We start from the raw sequence: 21,783 nt of genomic DNA, 5'->3' as shown, positions 1-21,783 counted from the left end.
AATGAGTTGAATACGATATTACCACCAGCAATGATAGGGGAGAAAACCTAAATGATTTCAACCATTCAAATGCTCACTCCGCAGACAACATCAGGCGTAATCTCCCACCCGTACCCCATACCTGACACTGCCAGGACTCACAACGCTGGCTGATTTGGTTGAGATAAGTATTGCCCAGCGTCCCTAATGGCACACCATTGCTGACCTGAATTTGATGCTCACCGGTATTTAAGGTGGCATTTAGCCCAGCCGATACCAGAATCAGGTTTTTTAACTCGCTATGATAATAGCCGACCATTAACGGAAACTGCCCCGTGAGATTGGCCTGGCGTAATAACTGATTCACTTGTTTCAGTAAATTACCCAGTTCAGGTAAACGTTGGTTCTGTTTAGAAAGTTGTTCCTGCAATAGCCCATTAAATAGCGCACGTAATAACAACGCTGCCAACACACCGTTATCGCCGGCTCTTGTCACATCAAGGCAATAAAATGCCAGGTCATTTTCTGATAACGGTGCAATATCCAGAACCAGCCCTGGCTGATTTAGCGTAATCAATTGGCGGTAATTCACGCGGCAGTGCGACATCACTTGCTGCACCGGCGGCTGTAACTCTTGCAGTAATTTAGAAGCTGCCTGCGGGTCGCTCACCAGCGCATCCCAGTCCTGAAACAACCGTTCTTCTTCCTCGACCCGAGAATTAAACATATTGGGATAGAGGCAGGCGAACACCGTTTCACGCAGACGGTTAAGATCTTTAATTGGCTTGAGCAACACATCCTGAACACCAAAGCGCAGCGCCTTAGCAATATCAGACATGTTCTCGGTGGCGGAAATCACCAGTATTGGCGTTTCAACACCTTCATTACGCAGATGCTCAACCAGCTTCAGTCCATTCATGCGCGGCATCGCCAGATCACAAATCAGCAGGTCGGGGGAAATACTGGACATTTTTTCCAGCGCATCAATACCATCGGTGGCAACAGCCGTTGCTGCCCCTAAAGAAGTGAGATAATTCTCCAGTAAAGCGCGGAAAACGGGCTCGTCTTCAACAATGAGAATTAGTTTTCCAACGAGTGGCTGTGTCATTTTCGATCCCCTGACTGGCGATAGATCAATAGTGGCATGGTATGACAATTGCCGCCTGTCAGAATTACCTGAAGATGCGCGTTTTCACCGTACTCATTCATGGGTACGAACCAATGGCAGCAGCTCATCCATCTTTTTCTCGACAGCTAAACTACCCGCACTTATCGCTTCAGCAGCACGATGGAAATCAAGCGTTGAAATCTGAGGGCAAAAAGGTTGCAACAAAATGTCCGGCGGGTCACCCGCCATGCGGTTGCGTTTTAAGCGGTTTTCCAGCACCTGAATGGACGTGGTCATGATTTCCATGGCCGTGGGCGTCGTATTGGCGCGTCGTGTTGTTATTTTGCCAAGCTGTTCACGTAAACGCCCGCGCCAGGAATCGGGCTGTACCTGGTTTTCCGCCAGTGGAGTTGTCATATTGACGGAAAGTAAATCTTGCTGCATCAGATGAGCATCATGCTGAAGATCGACGGCAATAACGATATCGGCACCCAACGCACGGGTCAGCGAAACGGGCACCGGGTTAACCACTGCGCCATCGACCAGCCAGTAGCCGTTATACCCAACGGGCGAAAGCAGGCCAGGCATGCTGCAAGAAGCGCGTACCGCCTGGTGAAGATCGCCATCAGTGAACCACAGCTCGCGCCCGGTACTTAAGTTGGTGGCAACAGAGCCAAAACGCAGCGCGCAGTCTTCAATTTTCTCTTCCGTAATGATTTTACGAACGTTATTGAAAACTCTTTCACCACGCAGCAAACCGCCACGTCGCCAGGAGAGATCCATCAGTCGCAGGACATCCCAATAGCCGAACGAACGCACCCAGCGCTCCATCATAGGTAAACGATTACTGGCATATGCCGCACCCACCAGCGCGCCCACCGAGCAACCTGCTACGATATCAACCTGAATGCCAGCCCGCTTTAACGCATTAATGACACCAATATGCGCCCATCCTTTTGCTGCTCCCGACCCTAATGCAAGGCCGATCTTTACCTGTCTCATTTCGCCTCGGTCTTTCTTCCCCGGTTTATACCCATCATTCTTCAAGCTGCGGGGGTGTTGATTGCAACTCAAATGCCAATGGATATATCACCTCGTGGCGAACTCGCCACAGCTCAGTTAACATAACTACCCTGCGTATTTACGCCGACTATTTTTTTGTAACCAAGGAGATGCTGTGTCGCAACTTTGCCCTTGTGGTAGCGGTCAGGAGTATAGCTTATGTTGCCAGCCTTACCTACGCGCGGACCAGCTTGCGCCAACCCCATCGCAACTCATGCGTTCACGTTATAGCGCTTATGTGATGCAGGATGCAGACTATCTTGTTTCCACCTGGTACCCGCAAACACGCAGTCCTGCTCTGACAACAGATCTTTTGGGAAGTTTTGGGAATACTCACTGGTTGGGCCTGACAGTTTATGAAGCCGCCGCAGGTGAGAATGAAAACGAAGGTTACGTTAGTTTTGTCGCGCGCTTTGAAGAACAAGGCAAAGAAAGTGCGATTATCGAGCGTTCTCGTTTCTTAAAGGAAAACGGCCGGTGGTACTATGTGGATGGAACCCGCCCGCAGTTTGGTCGAAATGACCCCTGCCCTTGCGGTTCTGGAAAAAAATATAAAAAGTGTTGTGGGTAATGACTCGTCATGGCACAAATCAATTAGCAAACACACGTACAACAGGACTTAGCCTGCAATGCAAGCATTACAACGAAAAGTACTACGCACCATCTGCCCTGACGCAAAAGGGCTTATCGCTAAAATCACCAACATTTGTTACAAGCACGAACTGAACATTGTTCAGAACAATGAGTTTGTCGACCACCGCACCGGGCGCTTCTTTATGCGTACCGAACTCGAAGGTATTTTTAACGACAACACACTGTTGGCCGATTTAGATAGCGCACTGCCTGAAGGTTCAGTACGTGAACTGATTCCTGCGGGCCGTCGCCGCGTGGTGATTCTGGTGACCAAAGAAGCGCACTGCTTAGGTGACCTGTTAATGAAAGCTAACTACGGCGGGCTGGATGTCGAAATCGCCGCAGTAATTGGCAACCACGAGACTTTACGTACGCTGGTCGAACGTTTTGATATTCCGTTCGAACTGGTGAGCCATGAAGGGCTGACCCGTGAAGATCACGATAAACAGATGGCAGATGCGATTGAAGCGCACCAGCCTGATTACGTGGTACTGGCGAAATACATGCGCGTATTAACGCCTGAGTTCGTTTCACGCTTCCCGAATCAGATTATTAATATCCACCATTCGTTCCTGCCTGCTTTTATTGGCGCACGCCCTTATCACCAGGCGTATGAGCGCGGTGTGAAAATCATTGGCGCAACCGCGCACTACGTCAATGACAACCTGGATGAAGGCCCAATCATCATGCAGGACGTGATTCACGTCGATCACACTTACACTGCAGAAGATATGATGCGTGCCGGGCGTGATGTAGAGAAAAATGTTCTCAGCCGTGCGTTGTACCAGGTACTGGCTCAGCGCGTGTTTGTATACGGTAATCGCACGATTATTCTGTAGATCAATCATATAATTGCTTAGGTTTGCGACGTTACGTGTAAAAAAACGGCAAACGATTCATTTTCTTACAGTGAATGCTTTACAGCGGCGCTTCATTTGATATGATGCGCCCCGCTTCCAGACGAAGGAGGCGAGTAAGAAAGCCAACAAAATGTAATACCCCTGGCGGGGTTCCCGAGCGGCCAAAGGGAGCAGACTGTAAATCTGCCGTCATCGACTTCGAAGGTTCGAATCCTTCCCCCGCCACCATTCTTGACCACTGGCTGTGGTTAAGACGATAAGCTCTCATCAATATGAGCACTTATCAAAATTCAGTAGTACCTATACCCCTGGCGGGGTTCCCGAGCGGCCAAAGGGAGCAGACTGTAAATCTGCCGTCATCGACTTCGAAGGTTCGAATCCTTCCCCCGCCACCATTCTCTAGTAATACCTCCAAACAAATCCAAATCGCACAATCTTTCATATTCCCGTTGGGGAAGGATGAGAAGCTTCGACTAAGGTTCGATTCGAGCGTTAGCGAGAAAGCGTTGCCGCAGGCAACGACCCGAAGGGCAAGACGCAAAGCGTCTAGTAATCCTTCCCCCGCCACCATCTCTTTAATACCTTCCCAAACAAATCCAAATCGCACAAACTTTCATATTCTCGTTGGGGAAGGATGAGAAGCTTCGACTAAGGTTCGATTCGAGCGTTAGCGAGAAAGCGTTGCCGTAGGCAACGACCCGAAGGGCGAGGCGCAAAGCGTCGAGTAATCCTTCCCCCGCCACCATCTTCTAGCAATATCTCCCAATAAAATCCAAATCGCACAAACTTTCATATTCCCGTTGGGGCAGAAGTGTAGGCAGGTAATAGCTGTCATTACATCGCAGGCAATCGCCGCGTAACTGGCGAACTTTTCACAATCGCCGTATTAGACTGAGCCTGTTCGGCAAGCCCATCGAGCAGCGTGTCCAACTGCGCAATATCTTTTACTACCAGTCTCACCACAAAACAGTCTTCTCCAGTCACTTTGTCACACTCAATGCATTGCGGCATGGCTTGCAGATATTTTTCCACCTTCTGCAACATTCCTGGCAGCGGTTTCACCCTGACCAGAGCCTGCAATGTATACCCCAGTGCCGCCAGATTCACTCGCGCGCTATAGCCCTGAATAATCCCTCGCTCTTCTAAACGCTTCAGTCGCTCTGCCGTACTCGGCGATGTTAGCCCCACTCGCGCACTCAGTACTTTAAGCGACAATCTGGCATCCTGTGCCAGGCAGGTCACAATCGCCCGGTCGATATCATCAATAAGGAATTCCATCTAATTTACCTTCATAAAAAAAGAAATTATCTCTTTTTACCTTACAACAACTCTGTAAAGCACACGTCGATTTTTTCACAATAGAGACATCTGATTCGGGAGGTTTCTATGAGTGAATTTAAAACGGGTGTCTGGCAAATGTGCCTGGCAATGCTTATTTCAGGCTCCATTGGCGCATTTGTATTGTTGTCAGGTTTACCCGTTATTGACGTCGTATTCTGGCGTTGTGCGATCGGCGCTGCAGCGCTTGGATTTTTTATCCTGGTGAGCAAACAGCCTTTCAGCCACTTTACACGTCGCACGTTATTGCTGTCCGTAATCGGCGGGGTAGCTTTGGTCATCAACTGGTTACTGCTGTTCGCCGCCTACGACCAGATTTCCATCGGCATGTCGACCGTGGTCTACAATACCCAGCCGTTCATGCTGGTTCTGATAAGCATTTTAATGGGTGAGCGGGTGACACTGATAAAGTGGGGTTGGCTGCTGCTGGCGTTTAGCGGCGTGGCGATTCTACTTTCTAGTGAGCTTATTAAGGCGCATAACGCTAACTTGATAACAGGTATTGCCATGGCGCTTGGTGCCGCTTTCTTCTACGCGTTGACGGCAATCATCACCCGCAAATTACGCCCTCTTCCACCGCAACATATTGCCTTTATCCAGGTGCTGGTTGGTGTGGTTATATTGTTGCCGCTGGCCCGTTTCGTCACTCTCTCGGATAATTTCCCATGGGGAATTTTATTGACGCTCGGAATCGTTCACACTGGAGTGATGTACCAGTTGCTTTATAGCGCGATTCAGAAACTACCAACGCCGATAATCGGCTCACTCTCTTTTATTTATCCTTTAGTGGCGGTCACAGTAGATAGCCTGATGTTTGGTCATACGTTGAGCGTTGTGCAACTTATCGGGGGTGCAATGATTTTGCTGGCTGCGGCAGGAAATAATCTCGGCTGGGGCATAAAAGAAAAGGCCCCGCTCTCGCAGGGCCTGGAACAAAAAACGCGATAATTAGCGACGTGCGCGAACAACCTGATACTTACGCGTCAAATACTCAACCGGTGCACTCCACGCGTGCACCAGACGGGTGAATGGGAACAATAAGAACAACGTCATCCCCAACACCAAATGCACACGGAAGATAAACGCCACACCATCCAGGTGCTCAGATGCACCACCGTGGAATGTCACCACCGCCTGCGCCCAGCCCACTAACTTCATCATCTCGCTGCCATCCATATGCTGCGCTGAGAATGGAATGCTCAACAGACCGAGCAGGCACTGAATCACCAACAGGCTAAGAATCAGAATATCCGCCACGCTCGATGTCGCACGGATACGTGGATTAAACAGACGGCGCTTGAGCAACAAGAAGCCACCCACCAGCGTCATCACACCGCTCGCGCCACCGGCAAACATCGCCATTTTCTGCTTCACATCGATTGGCAGGAATGACTCATACATCCAGTGCGGCGTCAGCATGCCAAGGAAGTGCCCGGCGAAAATCCCCAAAATCCCAATATGGAACAGGTTTGAAGCCAGATTCATGCCTTTGCGATCCAACATCTGGCTGGAACCCGCTTTCCAGGTGTACTGGCCGTAGTCATAACGCAACCAACTGCCCAGCAGGAATACCGTGCCGCACAGATACGGATAAATGTCGTAGAAGAACACATTGAGAAAATGCATAGTTACTGTCCTCCGATATTCAAATACTGCGGAGCGACAGCCCCGGCAAAACGACGCTGATGGCTGCTGATTTCAGACTCACCGCACCCTGCGTCCGCCACAAATTTCACCTGCTCTTCTTCCCAGACCGCATCCAGCGCTTGCGGCGTATCATCACGCGCTTCGTCCGCGATTTGCAGGCTCACGCTTTCCACCACCACATCGCTTTGCGACAGGCCAAGCAACACATCAAACAACACCGCATAATCGCTTTCGCGCTGCTTCAGGCGTGCCGCCAGCAGAGCCAGAATCGGTGCCACATCCTGCAAACCGCCTCGCGCTTCACTTTCTTCACGCTGGGACAGATATTCCAGATACAGCGGCAAATGGTCCGGCAGCTCGCGGCTGTCGATTTCCATACCCGCCTGCTGATACTGGTTCATCAGGTTGACCATCGCCTGGCCACGGTCACGGGATTCCCCGTGCACATGTTCAAACAACAACATTGAAGTGGCACGACCGCGATCGAACAGCTCGCTGTAGCTTGCCTGCGCATCCAGCAAATCACCGCCACACAGCGTCGAAATAAAATTATTAAGCTGAGCGGCCTGTTGCAAATTAAGCGCCCCGCCCTCGGCTAAGGCTTCGCGCAATTCCTGTTGGTGCTGCCATAAGGCAGCATCCGGGTACTCGAGCAGACGGGAAATCACCAGAAGTTCAATCATGGTTTTGGCTCCGTTTTGCTGGACACATCAATCGCGTCGATACGTTTGCTATTGAACAGGTTGAATTTGCTGTCAGAACCATGGCAACCGTCGCCAAAGCTGAAACCACAGCCTTTGCTTTCCGGGAAGGCATCTGCCGCCAGTTCGCGGTGGCTTGATGGCACCACAAAACGATCTTCGTAGTTGGCTATCGCCAGGTAGCGATACATTTCCTGCGCCTGCGCTTCCGTCAGCCCAACTTCTTCCAGCGCACGCGTATCAACAACGCCTTCGACTGTTTCAGCGCGCTTGTAATGGCGCATTGCCATCATGCGTTTGAGCGCACGCAGCACCGGCGCGGTGTCGCCCGCAGTCAGCAAATTCGCCAGGTATTCCACCGGAATACGCAGGCTTTCAACGTCTGGCAGGATCCCGGTATGCGGCAGTTCACCCGCGTCAGCCGCAGACTGAATTGGCGACAACGGCGGCACATACCAGACCATCGGCAACGTGCGGTATTCCGGGTGCAGCGGCAGAGCGAGCTTCCAGTCCATCGCCATTTTATAAACTGGCGACTGTTGTGCGGCGTCAATAACACTCTGCGGCACGCCATCTTTCAGTGCCTGCTCGATAACCGCGGGGTCATTCGGATTAAGGAAAATACCCAACTGACGCTCGTAGAGATCTTTCTCGTTCTCGGTACTCGCCGCCTGTTCAATGGCATCAGCGTCATACAACAACACACCGAGGTAACGAATACGGCCCACACAGGTTTCAGAACACACCGTTGGCTGGCCCGCTTCGATTCGCGGATAACAGAAGATGCACTTCTCGGATTTACCGCTCTTCCAGTTGAAGTAGATTTTTTTGTACGGACAACCGGTAATGCACATGCGCCAGCCGCGGCACTTGTCCTGGTCAATCAACACAATGCCGTCTTCTTCACGCTTGTAAATGGCACCGCTCGGGCATGTCGCCGCACACGCCGGGTTCAGGCAGTGTTCGCACAAGCGCGGCAGGTACGCCATAAAGGTGTTTTCGAACTGGCCGTACATCGCCTTTTGCATGTTCTGGAAGTTCTGGTCTTTGGAGAGCTTTTCGAACTCGCCACCCAGATCGTCTTCCCAGTTCGGGCCGGCTTCGATTTTGTTCATCCGCTGGCCGGTAATCAGTGAGCGTGGGCGCGCAATCGGCTGATGCTTGCCTGCTGGCGCGTTATGCAAATGCTGATAGTCAAAATCAAATGGCTCGTAGTAATCGTCGATACCCGGCAGGTGCGGGTTAGCGAAGATTTTACCCAGCAGCATCGCGCGGTTACCCATGCGCGGTTGTAGTTTGCCGTTGATTTTACGGATCCAGCCGCCCTTCCATTTTTCCTGGTTTTCCCAGTCAGTTGGATAGCCGGTTCCTGGTTTGGTTTCGACGTTGTTGAACCACGCGTACTCCATCCCTTCGCGGCTGGTCCAGACGTTTTTACAGGTCACAGAACAGGTGTGACAGCCGATGCATTTATCAAGATTCAGCACCATGCCGACTTGTGAACGAATTTTCATTTTACGCTCTCCTGTACCTGGTCATTGCCTTCACCGTCTAACCAGTTGATGTCTTTCATCTTACGCACCACGACGAACTCATCACGGTTTGAACCGACGGTGCCGTAGTAGTTAAAGCCGTACGCCAGTTGCGCGTAACCGCCAATCATATGCGTCGGTTTCGGGCTAATACGGGTGACCGAGTTATGGATACCACCACGCTGACCGGTAATTTCAGAACCCGGCAGGTTCACGATACGTTCCTGCGCGTGGTACATCATGGTCATGCCTTCCGGCACACGCTGACTCACCACCGCACGCGCGGTCAAAGCACCGTTATTGTTGAACACTTCAATCCAGTCGTTATCGACGATACCCAACGCTTTGGCGTCGATTTCGCTCATCCAGACAATCGGCCCGCCGCGCGACAGCGTCAGCATCAGCAAGTTGTCGCTGTAGGTTGAGTGAATGCCCCATTTCTGGTGCGGCGTCAGGAAGTTCAACGCTTTCTCCGGGTTACCGTTGGATTTTTTACCCATCACACCTTTGACGGAGCGGGTATCAATCGGCGGACGGTACACCAGCAGGCTTTCGCCAAAATCACGCATCCACTGGTGATCCTGGTAAAGCTGCTGGCGGCCTGACAACGTGCGCCACGGAATCAGTTCGTGAACGTTGGTATAACCGGCGCTGTAGGAAACGTGTTCATCTTCAAGGCCCGACCAGGTTGGGCTGGAGATGATTTTGCGTGGCTGCGCCTGGATATCGCGGAAGCGAATCTTTTCGTCTTCTTTATTGAGCGCCAGGTGCGTGTGGTCGCGGCCGGTAAATTCGCTTAGCGCCGCCCAGGCTTTCACGGCAACCTGGCCGTTAGTTTCAGGTGCCAGGGTGAGGATCATTTCAGCGGCGTCGATAGCCGTGTTAATCATCGGCTGGCCTTTTGCCGGGCCTTCGGTTTTGGTGTAATTGAGCTTACGCAGCAGATCCATTTCAGACTGCGTGTTCCACGCGATACCTTTCCCGCCGTTACCGATGGTTTCCATCAACGGACCAACCGAGGTGAAACGCTCGTAGGTCGCCGGGTAATCGCGCTCAACCGTCACCAGATGCGGGGCCGTTTTGCCCGGAATCAGATCACATTCGCCTTTTTTCCAGTCCATCACGCCAAACGGCTGCGCCAGTTCTGCGGCGGAATCGTGCTGAATTGGCAGCGTCACCACATCGGTTTCTTTGCCCAAATGGCCGACGCACACTTCGGAGAATTTCTTCGCGATGGCTTTATAGATTTCCCAGTCGCTTTTTGAATCCCAGGCTGGGTCAACAGCTGCAGAAAGCGGATGAATAAACGGATGCATATCCGACGTATTCATATCGTCTTTTTCATACCAGGTGGCCGTTGGCAGCACGATATCGGAGTACAGACAGGTGCTTGACAGGCGGAAGTCCAGCGTCACCACCAGATCCAGTTTGCCGTCCAGCCCGTTATCTACCCACTCGACTTCCTCCGGCATGACGCCGCCTTCTTTGCCCAGATCTTTACCCTGAATACCGTTCTCAGTACCGAGCAAATATTTGAGCATGTACTCGTGGCCCTTACCGGAAGAGCCCAGCAGGTTTGAACGCCAGACGAACAAGTTGCGCGGATGGTTATTGCCTGCATCCGGCTGTTCTGCGGCAAAGCGAATATCGCCACTTTTCAGTTGCTGTGCGGTGAAATCAGCCGGGCTCATGTCCGCCGCTTTCGCCTGCTTCGCAATGGTCAGCGGGTTGGTATTGAGCTGTGGCGCAGATGGCAGCCAGCCCATGCGTTCAGCACGCACGTTAAAGTCAATCAGGTGGCCGCTATAGCGGGATTTATCCGCCAGCGGGGAAAGCAATTCTTCCGCGGTCAACGACTCGTAGCGCCACTGACTTGAGTGGTTATAGAAGAACGAAGTGCTGTTCATCTGGCGCGGCGGACGCTGCCAGTCGAGTGCGAACGCCAGTGGTGTCCAGCCGGTTTGTGGGCGCAGTTTTTCCTGGCCGACATAGTGTGCCCAGCCGCCACCGCTCTGACCAACGCAGCCGCAGAAGATCAGCATATTGATCAGACCGCGGTAGTTCATGTCCATGTGGAACCAGTGGTTCATCCCGGCACCGACGATAATCATCGAGCGGCCATGGGTTTTATCAGCGTTATCGGCAAATTCACGCGCAATGCGGATGATGTTCTGGCGAGAAACGCCGGTGATTTGCTCAGCCCACGCTGGGGTATACGCTTTTACATCGTCATAACTGGTCGCGCAGTTTTCATCATTCAGGCCGCGATCGAGGCCGTAGTTCGCCAGCGTCAGGTCATAAACGGTGGTCACCAGTGCGGTGGAGCCGTCAGCCAGTTGAATGCGTTTCACCGGCAGTTTGTGCATCAGCACGTTATCAAGTTTAACGTTGCTGAAGTGTTCAGTGCTTTCGCCACCGAAGTACGGGAAACCGACATCAGCGATTTCGTCGTGGCTACCCAGCAGGCTCAGGCGCAGTTCGGCTTCTTCACCGCTGGTGCCATCACGCTGTTCGAGGTTCCACTTGCCCTTCTCGCCCCAGCGGTAACCGATGGAACCGTTTGGTGCCAGCAGTTCGCCATTCTGGCTATCCATGGCGACCGTTTTCCACTGCGGGTTGTTTTCCTGGCCAAGACCATCCACCAGGTCAGAGGCACGTAACATACGGCCTGCGGCATAGAAACCGTCACGCTCCTCTAACATCACCAGCATCGGCATGTCGGTGTAGCGGCGCACATAATCGGTGAAGTATTGGCTTGGGTTATCGAGGTGGAATTCACGCAACATCACGTGGCCCATCGCCAGCGCCATGGCGGCATCGGTACCCTGTTTTGGTGCCAGCCACTGATCGCATAATTTAGCGATTTCAGCGTAATCCGGCGTCACCGCTACGGTTTTGGTACCTTTGTAGCGCACTTCGGTAAAGAAGTGGGCATCTGGTGTACGGGTCTGCGGAACGTTAGAGCCCCAGGCGATGATGTAGCTGGAGTTATACCAGTCGGCAGATTCCGGCACGTCCGTCTGCTCGCCCCAGGTCATTGGTGACGCTGGCGGCAAATCGCAATACCAGTCGTAGAAGCTCAGGCAGGTGCCGCCAATCAGGGAAAGGTAACGTGCACCTGACGCATAAGAAACCATCGACATCGCCGGGATCGGCGAGAAGCCCGCGATACGGTCCGGGCCGAAGGTTTTTGCGGTAAACACGTTTGCTGCGGCAATCAGTTCGTTTACTTCAGCCCAGCTTGAACGCACAAAACCACCACGACCACGGGCTTGTTTATAGCTTTTTGCTTTTTCCGGGTCGTTGATGATTGAAGCCCAGGCATCGACAGGATCGTCATGCAAAGTTTTCGCTTCACGCCACAGTTGGATCAGACGCTTGCGCATCAGAGGATATTTCAGGCGGTTGGCGCTATAGAGATACCAGGAATAGCTGGCGCCGCGTGGGCAGCCGCGTGGTTCATGGTTTGGCATATCCGGGCGGGTACGCGGGTAGTCGGTTTGCTGCGTTTCCCAGGTTACCAGGCCGCTTTTGACATAGATCTTCCAGCTACAGGAGCCCGTGCAGTTTACACCGTGAGTGGAACGAACCACTTTGTCGTGCTGCCACCGCTGGCGATAACCTTCTTCCCAATCACGATTGGTATCGAGCAGTTGGCCATGTCCATCGGCAAAAGTTTCGCCCTTCTGTTTGAAGTAACGAAACCGGTCAAGAAATTTGCTCATCGGGGTTCTCCTGATGTGGAGCCTGGAGGCTCTATCTTATGAAAACGACATTACTAACGATGGCGGCACGGTAACTCGCGCATATGAAGGGAGAATTGATGAGGATCAACTGCGGCGGAGGATGTTTTAAGCGCGAACTGGCGATCTACCACCAAAGTGGCAATCGAATATTGATGGTTAATTAACTGATATATAAACAAAATACCCATTATCTATATTCTGTAAGGAGTAGAAATCTGAGCGACTGAGTATTAAGGGGTAAGTCCGCCAATATTGCGGGCATGGAAGCAAAAAAATGGGGCTCCCCTTGCAGAGAAGCCCCATGTTGAATGGTGTCACAATCAGACAGAGGTTAGCGGTTCAGCTTTGCGTTGCCCACGAATATTTTTGATAAGCAGACCCGAAATCACAATCCCGGCGCAGGCGAAAACAGCCATCAAACCAAACACGATTTTATAGCCCAATAACCCTGGGTTGGTATCTAAGATGTAGCCATACAAGCTGTAGCAGAACATCGCTGGGGCATAACCGATAAAACTTCCCAACGCCATTGCCGCACCGGTGTTTTTCTCACTGATTCCCGCCTCACCGATAGGGGCGAAGAATACCGCTCGCTGAGTAAAAATGACCGCGCCAAACATCAGGGTACAGGCCATGCCTAAATAAACAGGCATTTGCTCATGCGGCAGTAATATCAAGGCAACCAACGCCAGAGCGCTAATAATAAAAGTATAGAACAAATACTGGCTGGGAGATTTTAAAACCTTGTCAGCAATTAAGCCACCAATAGGACCGCCTACCATTTTCAAACAATATTGGTTGATAATCCCGTACGCCCCTACCAATGCAATCGGTAGAGCGTAGACATTTCTTAAGAATGGAATGAAGAAAGTCAATCCGCAATACACCGCATAAACACAGAACACACTAAAAGCGATTAACCAGACAGTTTTGTTTTTTAATACATTACCCAGACCTGGATTAGCTTCTTTTTTCTCTGCTTTCTCTTGTTTAGCCACTTGTTCTTCCGGGCTTTCTTTTAATACAAAGAAAATAACCACACCGACCAGAATTGCGATGAAAGAGTAAAACAATATTGCGGCTTTAAACCCGAAATAGTCGCTACCAAACCAGGTGAACACCGCCAGGGCGCTAAATGCGATAACGGTATCGACAATCCCTCGCCCGGTTTCAAAGAAGCCAAATAAGCGCCCCTGTTGAGTGTTGTCACCCAGCAAACTCACCGACTTTAGCAACACCGGCCAGTTGAGCATGTCGCAGGTCACGCCGAACAACGCCCAGACAAAAAGTATCCCCCAGTAGCCCGGCATGGTAGAGAGGTAGATCCCCAGCAGACCCGTCGCAATCAGCGAAAGCGACATGGTAAAGCGGCGCGGTAATTTGTCAGAAAAGTAAATTGATAAAAAGAAACCAATAGTCGTGACAATGGAGTTAACCGACATCGCATTACCAATCTCACCGTTTGTCAGGTGAAAATACTCCTGCATAGGAACATAAAATGCGTCTTTCAATGACGGCAGTTTATATATTGTGCCGCCGCACAGAACCAACAAGCTAAATATAGTCCATCTTTTTTTAGATAGCATAAGACACCCCACCCTGAATTAGCGGAATTAATTATTATATTGAGAGTACAGTGACCTCACGAAAGGTGAGACAGCTGAATTTAAATTTTCTGGATTAATTACTTTCTTAAAATAGCCACAGCATCTTTATGAAGTTCGCCAAGAATATTACGCACATGCATTATTTGATTCATGGCGTCGTCAATTTCTTTATTTAATCTTTCTTCCAATCCGGAGGTTGGCAACGGGGTTTCACTCATCTGGCGCAATGGAATCCACGGGTTTTTATCTTCGTTGGTAAAACGAAATGCTGGAGCGTAATAATCCACTTCTTCTTCCAGACCGAATGCGGTGACTTGCGGTTGATCTTCGCCCAGACAAATTAATTGCAGTAATAACTCTTTAAACGGTAATTCGCCTTCCCCAGAAATACAGGCCGTATGCCCGCGCCCTTCACCTTCGTGATTGATTAACGCATCTTTGATATGCACCTGAGTGACTTCTTTTCCCATCACCGCCAGCGCGTCAAGCGGCTCTTCGTTGGCATTAATCATATTGGCAAAGTCAAACAACAGGGAAAGCTGTGGAAAGTCAGCCTGTTGAACCAGCTTCACCAGTTCGTGGCTTTGCAAATCTTCGTGTTGCTCAAGCGTAAATGTCAGGCCGCTATGCTGGTATTTTACTTTAATGTATTGAATATCCTGAGCAATGATTTCCATTACCTCAGAAAGTGTCCCTTCATAGCGCGGATAAAACCGCACCGAAGTCGCCCCCGATTTCAGCGCAATTCTCACGGCCTCGTCAATGGTTCGGGCATCTGAGGCGCTGGTTTCGATGTGAACATCCAACCCCAACTGGCGCGATTTTTCTGCAAAATTCGCAAGCCGCTCATCGCTGGCATGCCTTAAAGACTGGCTTTCTCCATCCACAACATGAATTTTCACCCCTTTCAGTTGCTGTTGGCTGGCAATATCCAGCAAGTCTTCCGGCAGAATCTTCTCCATACGCATGTTTAAATGAAACGCATAGGCATGCAGATACAGCGGCAAATTTGCAGCGCGATCGACAATTTTTGTAGCCTGGATGTTGTTCATGGAAACTCCTATAAATCGATATAAAACTCTACTGATTCAAAACGCCAATATTCGATATCAACCTGAATAACTTGCCCGGCTTCGTCGGCGCGGTATTTTTCAACCCGGATAGACGGAGTCCCCGCCGTGCCGCCCATCCCTTTGCAAGCGCCTGCCGAAAGTCGGGTGGGTTTAAAAGCTAAATGCTGCGTGTGCGAGCTTTTGCCGAAGGCTTCTTGCCACACATCAACAAAAGAACGATCGCCTAATTTGTCGATAAAACCGGGAGCGGACTGCGCGTTGATAAAGGTTTCGTGATAGAAAACTTTATGGTTATCCAGCGCTCCCCAACCGCAGATTTTGTAGATTTCATCACCGTCTTTTACATTCAGCTGCGACAAAATTTCCGGTTCTGCGGTGTAAACCCGTTCTTTTTCCAGAAAGCCCCAGGACGGCAAACGCCCCTGCTCCAGAGCTGCTTGCTTAAAACTGGTCGAAGTGTTGGGGGTGTATTTGAAACACGGCAAGGCCACAAACCAGCCGCGACGATCTTTACGAAAGATCTTTTCTTCCCCTTCAAGAAACAGCAACGCCTGTCGCAGTGTCATGCGCTTGATGCCCAGTAATTCTTCCAGCTCACGCTCGGAAGGTAATTTACCGCCCGGCTGGACGACCCCTTTGCTCAGCCAGTCATTGAGCATCTCTTTTGCCGTCTCTACGGTGGAATGGCTTTTCATGTTTTAATCCATTTGGTTTAAACCAGATTTGTCGTCACGGTACTCTTAGCCAGCGAATGTGACAATGGTGTCTGGCGGGGTAGTTATTCTAAATGTGAGGTTTCTCGCAGAATAAAGTTAGATCGCGGAGGAATTGCAGGCAAAAAAAAGCGCGGCCTAAGCCGCGCAAGGGATAACCAAAATGGTCAATCGGTCATTATTTACGTGCTGACTTACGGCCATAAACAGCCCAGGTAATCACCACGCAAACAATGTAAAACACGAGGAAGACTTTCATCGCGCCCGCAGGCGAGCCGGTTAGCGCGAGGGATGTACCAAATGCTTTCGGAATAAAGAACCCGCCAATGGCACCAATGGCTGAGATAAAGCCCAGTGCTGCAGCTGTATCGGTTGCCGCTTCACGCAATGCACGCTCTTCAGTGCCGCCCTGCGCTTTCACGCGGTCCATGGTCAGCTTGCGGAAGATAACGGAGATCATCTGGAAGGTAGAACCACTCCCCAGACCGGCCGTCAGGAACAGCATCAGGAAAACGCCGAAGAAGGCAATAAAGTTACCGCCCACGCCATTGTGTGGCAGCGTGGTAAACAGCAGCGCACTGAAAATCGCCATAAAGATGAAGTTCAGCAGGGAAACACGCGTCCCACCAAAGCGATCAGAAATGGCCCCACCCGCCGAACGCGCCAGCGCGCCAAACAGCGGGCCGAAGAAGGCGAAGTGCAGAATATTGATATCAGGAAACTGGGTTTTCGCCAGCATCGCAAAACCGGCAGAAAAACCGATAAACGAACCGAAGGTCGCCAGATACAGCACGCCCATAATCCACAAATGCGCGCGTTTAAGAACCGGCAACTGCTCTTTTAAAGAGGCTTTGGACGTTGCCAGGTCGTTCATTCCAAACCAGGCCGCAACGGTAAAGATAGCCAGAAGCGGCACCCACACCCATGCGGCGTTTTCGAGGAACAGCATGGTGCCGTCAGCCTGCTCAACGCCCGTTCCGCCAAACACGGCGAACATAGAAAGTGAGATCACCAGCGGCGCAACTAACTGCATCACGCTCACACCCAGGTTGCCTAATCCGCCGTTAATGCCCAGAGCTCCGCCCTGTTTTGCTTTCGGGAAGAAGAAGCTGATGTTCGCCATGCTCGACGCAAAGTTCGCGCCCGCAAAACCGCAAAGCAACGCAATGATGATAAAGACACTAAAGGGTGTCGCCGGGTCTTGCACCGCAAAGCCAAGCCATACACAAGGAATGATTAAGATCCCGGTGCTGAATGCCGTCCAGCGGCGGCCACCAAATACCGGCACCATAAAGGAGTAAGGCACACGTAATAATGCACCGGAAACAGACGGCAGCGCGGTTAGCATAAACAGCTGGTCAGTGGTGAAGTTGAAACCCACTTTATTCAGGTTTACCGCAACCGCGCTGAACAGCATCCACACGCAAAATGCTAACAACAGACAAGGAACGGAAATCCATAAGTTGCGGCTGGCAATACCATGGCCTTTGCTTTGCCAGAATGCAGGTTCTTCCGGTCGCCATTCGGTAATGAGCGATCCCGTTTTTGAGCGACTATCGGGTGACTGTGACATAAACACCTCAAAAAAAGTATGAGTAATTGCCGCCACAGTAGGGGGTAATCAAGAATAAAAATTGATGTGAATCAAGGGATAAACCATCTGAATAACGGTTAAAAAATCACCGTCATTCTTTGTGGGTAAGGCGAAAATATGAAAATAGTGTGGTTTTTCACACGGCTGACTACAGGTGTTAGCCACCTTACTCCGCAACATGCCACTTCTGGCAATTAGTGGGTAATCCTTAAGGGGTATGGGTATACTCCAGGGGATGTCTGAGAATACCCGCAACATGCTTTTCCACACTCCGGAGTTCACCTGTCGATGCTAAAACGCCTGCTCTCTCCCCTCACTTTGTTCAACCAGCTGGCATTAATTGTGCTGTTGCTGGCGCTGCTGGGTGTCGCGGGTATGAGTCTTGCGGGTTGGCTGGCACAAGGTATTCAGGGAAACGCGCACGCTATCAATAAAGCCGGTTCGATGCGCATGCAAAGCTATCGCCTGCTGGCCGCCATCCCACTTAACGAAAAAGATAACGTCCTGCTTGATGAGATGGAACAAACCACCTGGAGTGCGGATTTAAAAGAAGCAGCCGAACAGGACGGTCAGCAAGAGAAGTTAGCCGCGCTACAACATTACTGGCGCGAAGAGTTAGAGCCTGCGCTGCGACGGGCGAAAAACTCCGACCAGGTGAAACCACACGTGGCGGGTTTTGTCGAACGCATCGACCAACTGGTGACTACCTTTGATCACACCACCGAACTGCGCCTGCATCGAATTATCCAGCTGCAACTTGGCATGGCGGTATTGATGGGGTTGCTGATTATTTTCACCGTCATCTGGTTACGCAAACGGCTTTTACGCCCGTGGCAGCAGTTATTGGCAATGGCGCAGGCCATCGGGCAACGGGATTTCACCCATCGCGTGAATGTCCGTGGGCGTAATGAAATGGCAACGCTCGGCATTGCGCTAAACAGCATGTCTGAGGAACTGGCCGAAAGTTACGCCAGCCTTGAGCAGCGCGTGCGTGAGAAAACCGCCGGGCTGGAGCAAAAAAACCAGATTTTGTCGTTTCTCTATCAGGCTAACCGCCGTTTGCATTCGCAGGCTCCCCTGTGCCAGCGGCTCTCTCCGGTGCTGAGCGAATTACAGCATTTGACACCGTTGCGTAACATTGAGCTGCGGGTCTATGAGTATGAAGACGAAGAGAATTACGAAGAGTATACCTATCAGCCTGACAGCAGTTGCGAAGCCAGCGGGTGTAACCTCTGCCCGCGTGAGCCCGCTTTGCAGGCAGGTGAAACCACCGCGCAAAAATGGCGTTTAACCGACAACCATATCCAATATGGCCTGGTGCTCGCCCAGTTACCGCTCGGCCGTAGCCTGACGCACGATCAACAGCAACTGATCTTAACGCTGATGGAACAACTCACCGCCACGCTGGCGCTTGAGCGGCAGTACGAACGCCAGCAGCAGCTGGTGGTGATGGAAGAGCGTTCAGCCATTGCCCGCGAATTACACGACTCCATCGCACAATCCCTTTCCTGCCTGAAAATGCAGGTCAGCTGTATGCAAATGCAGGGCGAGACACTGCCTGCCCAAACGCAGACGTTACTCGGCCAGATGCGCAGCGAACTCAACACCTCATGGCGGCAATTACGCGAATTACTGACCACTTTCCGCCTGCAATTAACCGAGCCTGGGCTGCGTCCCGCGCTTGAAGCAAGCTGCCGTGAATTTAGTGAAAAGCTCGGCTTCCCGGTGAACCTCAATTACCAGGTTCCACCGCGCCTTGTCCCGTCGCATCAGGCTATTCATCTGGTGCAAATTACTCGCGAAGCACTGAACAATAGCCTGAAACACGCAAGCGCAACCGCATGTGGGGCCAGCGTGATTTACCATGAAAACCAAATTACCTTAACCATATGGGATAACGGTCGGGGTATTCCCGACAACGGTGACCGCCGTAACCATTACGGATTAATTATTATGCGTGACCGCGCGCAAAGCCTGAAAGGCGATTGCCAGGTGCGAACACGTTCCGGCGGCGGTACCGAAGTCATCGTCAGCTTTATCCCCGAAATAACCACTGGAGCCAATCATGAGTAACCCGGAAGCCTCGACCATTTTGTTGATCGACGATCATCCCATGCTGCGCACTGGCGTTAAGCAGCTCATCAGTATGGCGCCGGAACTGGCGGTTGTCGGTGAAGCGGGCAACGGTGAGCAAGGCGTACTGCTTGCCGAGGAACTCGACCCGGATTTAATCTTGCTGGATTTGAATATGCCGGGGATGAATGGTCTGGAAACGCTCGATTGCCTGCGTGAGAAACCGCTGTCAGGCCGCATCGTAGTGTTCAGCGTTTCGAATCATGAAGAAGATGTGGTTACCGCACTAAAACGTGGGGCTGACGGCTATCTGTTAAAAGATATGGAGCCAGAAGATTTGCTCAAAGCGCTGCAACAAGCAGCTGCCGGAGAGATGGTACTGAGCGAGGCGTTAACGCCCGTGCTGGCGGCAAGTTTGCGCGCCAACCGTGCCACTTCCGATCGTGATGTGAACCTGTTGACGCCACGCGAACGCGATATTCTCAAACTCATCGCCCAGGGTTTGCCGAACAAAATGATTGCTCGCCGCCTGGATATTACCGAAAGCACGGTGAAAGTTCACGTTAAGCATTTGCTCAAGAAGATGAAGCTTAAGTCCCGCGTGGAAGCGGCAGTCTGGGTGCACCAGGATCGGATTTTCTGATGATAAATAGTGTCGGATTAGCGTAAGCGACATCCGACACTATCTGCTATTCCGGCAACAGCTCATAACGTGGATCATCAACAGGGTTAACGATAAGCGGCGGTGCCAGCTTCAACGTAATCCAGTTTGACGTCACTTTCTGGCCCTTACTGTCCTCAATCACCACCGACAAACGATACTCATTCGGCTCAGTTTCACTCCACGCCGGCATAATAATGCTCCAGCCATCGCTGTCGCGGTTATCGACAGGCGGCGTCAAACTAAGCGCGTGGGTGTCACCCTGCCAGGTAATGCTACGAACGTTGTGGCTGGCGCGAATTTGTAATTTTAACGCCACCGTTTCACCGGACTGTAATTCCCATGGCGGTGTGGCTAAAAATGCCGACAACGTTTTCGTCTGGCGGTATTCCATCACTGGCAGAGAATCACGTTCTACGTTGTCATAACGGCTGCCACGCAGTGAACTGGTGGTCGCGACTTCAGCCGCAGAAAGCTGTTTTTCCACCGGCACGCCAAAACGGTAATTCACTTTGAGACCAAGATTGTCCTGTGAAACGCCGCTTTCCCCCTGCTTATGTTGGGCGGTTAACGTCAGTAGCGGGATTGGCGTGTAATTGAGTCCCATCGTCACCGCCACCGGGTTGCGATAACCGGTGCCGCTATCAAACAGGTCAACGTTCTGGCCAAAATACTGCTCAAGGCTAACGCTGGTATTGATATGGCGATAAAACGGTAGCCATGCCTGTGCGGTCACGTCATAGCCACGCGCCAGGCGCTGCTCGAGCGTTTCACTGTTTCCTGACTGCCAGCCAGAGAGCGGTTGGTAATAGTTTGCCGACAGGCGCAAATATTCGCCCCAGGCTTCGGTCCCGAACCCTGCACGTTGTAAATTGCTGGAGAGTTGATTGTCATAGAAGGCGTTGTAACCAAGCAGCCAGTTGCCCGCCACCCAGCGTTGCCCGGCGCCCAGGTTACCAATTGCACTATCGTCGCGCTGCGTAAATCCCACCTGGCTCCAGGTCAGATAACGGTTGTTATCTTCCCACGGTGTAAACAGCGAGGCGCTGCTACCGTCCCAGTTACCGTGCTCATCCACCAGCAAATTGATACTGGCTTTCCCCCACGGCGACAGCAGTGACTCGGCTTCGCTGGTCACTTTATCAGCCAGCACATCACGCAGACGCGCGAAGGCAAACATCCGCGCTTGTTCGCCAGTATCCAGCCCGTTATCGACCATACTGTCTTCAGCGAATTTCTTCGCCATAGCGGCGATTTCACGCGCCGCAGCGTCGGATTCCGGCGCAAGACCCAAATCGGGCAGTTGTTCAGTTCTCTGGTCGAAAGGGTTTTCGGCTTTCTCGATAAAAGTCTGCCGGGTACTGGCAGCCCCTCCTGCGCTGAGGAGTAGATAAGACAGGGTAAAAAATGGAACGGCTTTTCTAAACATCTGGAAATTATAACATCACGCCACAGC

17 protein-coding genes, 2 tRNA genes and 2 other RNA genes are annotated in these 21,783 nt (G+C 51.5%); 9 read left to right on the top strand and 12 right to left on the bottom strand.

From position 1 onward, the window contains the following. Positions 1 to 73: 73 nt before the first annotated feature. Together rssB and rssA are read right to left on the bottom strand one after the other, a co-directional pair. On the bottom strand, positions 74 to 1,087 hold the full coding sequence (rssB, locus tag M975_RS06370) for a two-component system response regulator RssB (protein ID WP_064558004.1): 1,014 nt from the start codon (positions 1,085 to 1,087) through the stop codon (positions 74 to 76). 93 nt (positions 1,088 to 1,180) lie between these two features. Then, positions 1,181 to 2,089 carry a patatin-like phospholipase RssA gene (gene rssA, locus M975_RS06365; protein ID WP_034494978.1) on the bottom strand — a complete coding sequence of 303 codons (909 nt, stop codon included), beginning with the start codon at positions 2,087 to 2,089 and terminating at the stop codon, positions 1,181 to 1,183. A 175-nt stretch (positions 2,090 to 2,264) separates the two neighbouring features. On the opposite strand from rssA, the gene M975_RS06360 reads away from it, so the two are divergent. From M975_RS06360 to M975_RS06335, 6 genes are all read left to right on the top strand, one after another. After that, complete coding sequence (locus M975_RS06360) at positions 2,265 to 2,720, top strand: YchJ family protein (RefSeq protein WP_074388333.1); 456 nt, start codon at positions 2,265 to 2,267, stop codon at positions 2,718 to 2,720. A 58-nt stretch (positions 2,721 to 2,778) separates the two neighbouring features. Continuing rightward, entirely contained in the window at positions 2,779 to 3,621 is an 843-nt protein-coding gene (gene purU, locus M975_RS06355; protein WP_064558002.1) for a formyltetrahydrofolate deformylase, read from the top strand. Positions 3,622 to 3,785: 164 nt separating this feature from the next. After that, positions 3,786 to 3,870, top strand: a tRNA-Tyr gene (locus M975_RS06350). Positions 3,871 to 3,952: 82 nt separating this feature from the next. Further along, positions 3,953 to 4,037 (top strand) — tRNA-Tyr (locus tag M975_RS06345). A 43-nt stretch (positions 4,038 to 4,080) separates the two neighbouring features. Beyond that, positions 4,081 to 4,212, top strand: a non-coding RNA gene (locus M975_RS06340) — RtT sRNA. Positions 4,213 to 4,255: 43 nt separating this feature from the next. After that, positions 4,256 to 4,387, top strand: a non-coding RNA gene (locus tag M975_RS06335) — RtT sRNA. Between the two features lie 89 nt (positions 4,388 to 4,476). Here M975_RS06335 and M975_RS06330 read toward each other — a convergent pair. After that, entirely contained in the window at positions 4,477 to 4,920 is a 444-nt protein-coding gene (locus tag M975_RS06330; RefSeq protein WP_064518476.1) for an Lrp/AsnC family transcriptional regulator, read from the bottom strand. A 108-nt stretch (positions 4,921 to 5,028) separates the two neighbouring features. Here M975_RS06330 and M975_RS06325 point away from each other — a divergent pair, with 108 nt between their 5' ends. Then, the gene (locus tag M975_RS06325) at positions 5,029 to 5,928 is read left to right on the top strand and encodes a DMT family transporter (RefSeq protein WP_064558001.1); all 900 of its coding nucleotides are present in this window, start codon (positions 5,029 to 5,031) and stop codon (positions 5,926 to 5,928) included. On the opposite strand, the gene narI is transcribed toward M975_RS06325, so the two are convergent. From narI to narU, 8 genes are all read right to left on the bottom strand, one after another. Further along, a complete protein-coding gene (gene narI / locus M975_RS06320; RefSeq protein WP_064558000.1) occupies positions 5,929 to 6,606 on the bottom strand; it encodes a respiratory nitrate reductase subunit gamma in 678 nt (225 codons plus the stop codon). Between the two features lie 2 nt (positions 6,607 to 6,608). Further along, complete coding sequence (narJ, locus tag M975_RS06315; protein ID WP_064557999.1) at positions 6,609 to 7,310, bottom strand: nitrate reductase molybdenum cofactor assembly chaperone; 702 nt, start codon at positions 7,308 to 7,310, stop codon at positions 6,609 to 6,611. Continuing rightward, a complete protein-coding gene (gene narH, locus M975_RS06310) occupies positions 7,307 to 8,842 on the bottom strand; it encodes a nitrate reductase subunit beta (RefSeq protein WP_064557998.1) in 1,536 nt (511 codons plus the stop codon). The genes narJ and narH overlap by 4 nt, the downstream gene beginning before the upstream one ends. Then, positions 8,839 to 12,585 carry a nitrate reductase subunit alpha gene (locus tag M975_RS06305; RefSeq protein ID WP_064557997.1) on the bottom strand — a complete coding sequence of 1,249 codons (3,747 nt, stop codon included), beginning with the start codon at positions 12,583 to 12,585 and terminating at the stop codon, positions 8,839 to 8,841. The genes narH and M975_RS06305 overlap by 4 nt, the downstream gene beginning before the upstream one ends. A gap of 341 nt (positions 12,586 to 12,926) precedes the next feature. After that, on the bottom strand, positions 12,927 to 14,192 hold the full coding sequence (locus M975_RS06300; protein WP_064557996.1) for an MFS transporter: 1,266 nt from the start codon (positions 14,190 to 14,192) through the stop codon (positions 12,927 to 12,929). Positions 14,193 to 14,290: 98 nt separating this feature from the next. Continuing rightward, positions 14,291 to 15,265 (bottom strand): sugar phosphate isomerase/epimerase family protein, encoded by a 975-nt coding sequence (locus tag M975_RS06295; protein ID WP_064557995.1) that lies wholly within the window; start codon positions 15,263 to 15,265, stop codon positions 14,291 to 14,293. Positions 15,266 to 15,273: 8 nt separating this feature from the next. Next, complete coding sequence (locus M975_RS06290; protein WP_064557994.1) at positions 15,274 to 15,981, bottom strand: GntR family transcriptional regulator; 708 nt, start codon at positions 15,979 to 15,981, stop codon at positions 15,274 to 15,276. Between the two features lie 196 nt (positions 15,982 to 16,177). Continuing rightward, a complete protein-coding gene (gene narU, locus M975_RS06285; protein ID WP_064557993.1) occupies positions 16,178 to 17,572 on the bottom strand; it encodes a nitrate/nitrite transporter NarU in 1,395 nt (464 codons plus the stop codon). Positions 17,573 to 17,881: 309 nt separating this feature from the next. Here narU and narX point away from each other — a divergent pair, with 309 nt between their 5' ends. Next, positions 17,882 to 19,666 carry a nitrate/nitrite two-component system sensor histidine kinase NarX gene (narX, locus tag M975_RS06280; protein WP_064557992.1) on the top strand — a complete coding sequence of 595 codons (1,785 nt, stop codon included), beginning with the start codon at positions 17,882 to 17,884 and terminating at the stop codon, positions 19,664 to 19,666. Continuing rightward, positions 19,659 to 20,309: a two-component system response regulator NarL gene (gene narL / locus M975_RS06275; protein WP_064518454.1), complete on the top strand. Its 651-nt coding sequence runs from the start codon at positions 19,659 to 19,661 to the stop codon at positions 20,307 to 20,309. The genes narX and narL overlap by 8 nt, the downstream gene beginning before the upstream one ends. A 46-nt stretch (positions 20,310 to 20,355) precedes the next feature. On the opposite strand, the gene M975_RS06270 is transcribed toward narL, so the two are convergent. Continuing rightward, the gene (locus M975_RS06270) at positions 20,356 to 21,756 is read right to left on the bottom strand and encodes a YchO/YchP family invasin (RefSeq protein ID WP_074388332.1); all 1,401 of its coding nucleotides are present in this window, start codon (positions 21,754 to 21,756) and stop codon (positions 20,356 to 20,358) included. Between the last annotated feature and the right edge of the window lie 27 nt (positions 21,757 to 21,783).

The organism is Buttiauxella brennerae ATCC 51605 (assembly GCF_001654925.1).
Taxonomy (GTDB): Bacteria; Pseudomonadota; Gammaproteobacteria; order Enterobacterales; family Enterobacteriaceae; genus Buttiauxella; species Buttiauxella brennerae.
This window is presented reverse-complemented; position numbering and strand designations above follow the sequence as displayed.

Bases quoted from the DNA above. Each gene is read 5' to 3' on its own strand.
- rssB (WP_064558004.1), bottom strand. From the start codon at position 1,087: ATGACACAGCCACTCGTTGGAAAACTAATTCTCATTGTTGAAGACGAG.
- rssA (WP_034494978.1), bottom strand. From the start codon at position 2,089: ATGAGACAGGTAAAGATCGGCCTTGCATTAGGGTCGGGAGCAGCAAAA.
- purU (WP_064558002.1), top strand. From the start codon at position 2,779: ATGCAAGCATTACAACGAAAAGTACTACGCACCATCTGCCCTGACGCA.
- M975_RS06330 (WP_064518476.1), bottom strand. From the start codon at position 4,920: ATGGAATTCCTTATTGATGATATCGACCGGGCGATTGTGACCTGCCTG.
- M975_RS06325 (WP_064558001.1), top strand. From the start codon at position 5,029: ATGAGTGAATTTAAAACGGGTGTCTGGCAAATGTGCCTGGCAATGCTT.
- narI (WP_064558000.1), bottom strand. From the start codon at position 6,606: ATGCATTTTCTCAATGTGTTCTTCTACGACATTTATCCGTATCTGTGC.
- narJ (WP_064557999.1), bottom strand. From the start codon at position 7,310: ATGATTGAACTTCTGGTGATTTCCCGTCTGCTCGAGTACCCGGATGCT.
- narH (WP_064557998.1), bottom strand. From the start codon at position 8,842: ATGAAAATTCGTTCACAAGTCGGCATGGTGCTGAATCTTGATAAATGC.
- M975_RS06305 (WP_064557997.1), bottom strand. From the start codon at position 12,585: ATGAGCAAATTTCTTGACCGGTTTCGTTACTTCAAACAGAAGGGCGAA.
- M975_RS06300 (WP_064557996.1), bottom strand. From the start codon at position 14,192: ATGCTATCTAAAAAAAGATGGACTATATTTAGCTTGTTGGTTCTGTGC.
- M975_RS06295 (WP_064557995.1), bottom strand. From the start codon at position 15,265: ATGAACAACATCCAGGCTACAAAAATTGTCGATCGCGCTGCAAATTTG.
- M975_RS06290 (WP_064557994.1), bottom strand. From the start codon at position 15,981: ATGAAAAGCCATTCCACCGTAGAGACGGCAAAAGAGATGCTCAATGAC.
- narU (WP_064557993.1), bottom strand. From the start codon at position 17,572: ATGTCACAGTCACCCGATAGTCGCTCAAAAACGGGATCGCTCATTACC.
- narX (WP_064557992.1), top strand. From the start codon at position 17,882: ATGCTAAAACGCCTGCTCTCTCCCCTCACTTTGTTCAACCAGCTGGCA.
- narL (WP_064518454.1), top strand. From the start codon at position 19,659: ATGAGTAACCCGGAAGCCTCGACCATTTTGTTGATCGACGATCATCCC.
- M975_RS06270 (WP_074388332.1), bottom strand. From the start codon at position 21,756: ATGTTTAGAAAAGCCGTTCCATTTTTTACCCTGTCTTATCTACTCCTC.